The sequence below is a fragment of the Xenorhabdus stockiae genome (assembly GCF_002632825.1).
In the GTDB taxonomy this organism is placed as follows: domain Bacteria; phylum Pseudomonadota; class Gammaproteobacteria; order Enterobacterales; family Enterobacteriaceae; genus Xenorhabdus; species Xenorhabdus stockiae.
In genome coordinates this window covers 1-478 of sequence record NZ_NJAJ01000155.1, presented here as the reverse complement: position 1 = coordinate 478, position 478 = coordinate 1, and the positions used below count along the sequence as shown (strand labels likewise).

General features: G+C 44.6%; 1 pseudogene. It reads left to right on the top strand.

Annotated elements, in window-relative coordinates:
* Positions 1-145: 145 nt before the first annotated feature.
* Positions 146-478: pseudogene (locus Xsto_RS20905) on the top strand (pyocin knob domain-containing protein); the annotation flags it as partial.

The window sequence follows — 478 nt, the reverse complement described above, 5'->3', positions numbered from 1 at the left end:
CGCTCATGGGGCAACCGGAAACTCGAGTGTCAGTTCCGACGGATAAGCCCGTCTCACACCATTCTACAATTCGGTTACAGCCAGTAACGATTATTTATTTAGTTTACCTTTCTTTTTTATCACCTTCATTGAGTGAGGATGTGTTATGCAAAAAATTGGTGATATTACCAACACCGCCGACAGTCACGGCGAATTTACTAACGGCAATGTGGCCGCGGGTATTCCGCCCACACTGTTGGAAGCGGAGTGGTTTAATTCCGTGCAGCGGGAAATCATTAATGTGTTATCTAAAGCAGGAATAAAGCCGAATAAAAATAATGATGCTCAATTAGCTGAGGCGATATCTCAAATCATTTTTAATGGTGCCCTCGAAAAAGTGCAGAACGGGGCGGATATCCAAGATAAAGCGGCGTTTGTGAACAATCTTGGTTTACGGGATACAGTAGACAGGGCTTCTCATTCACTGGATACCCGGACT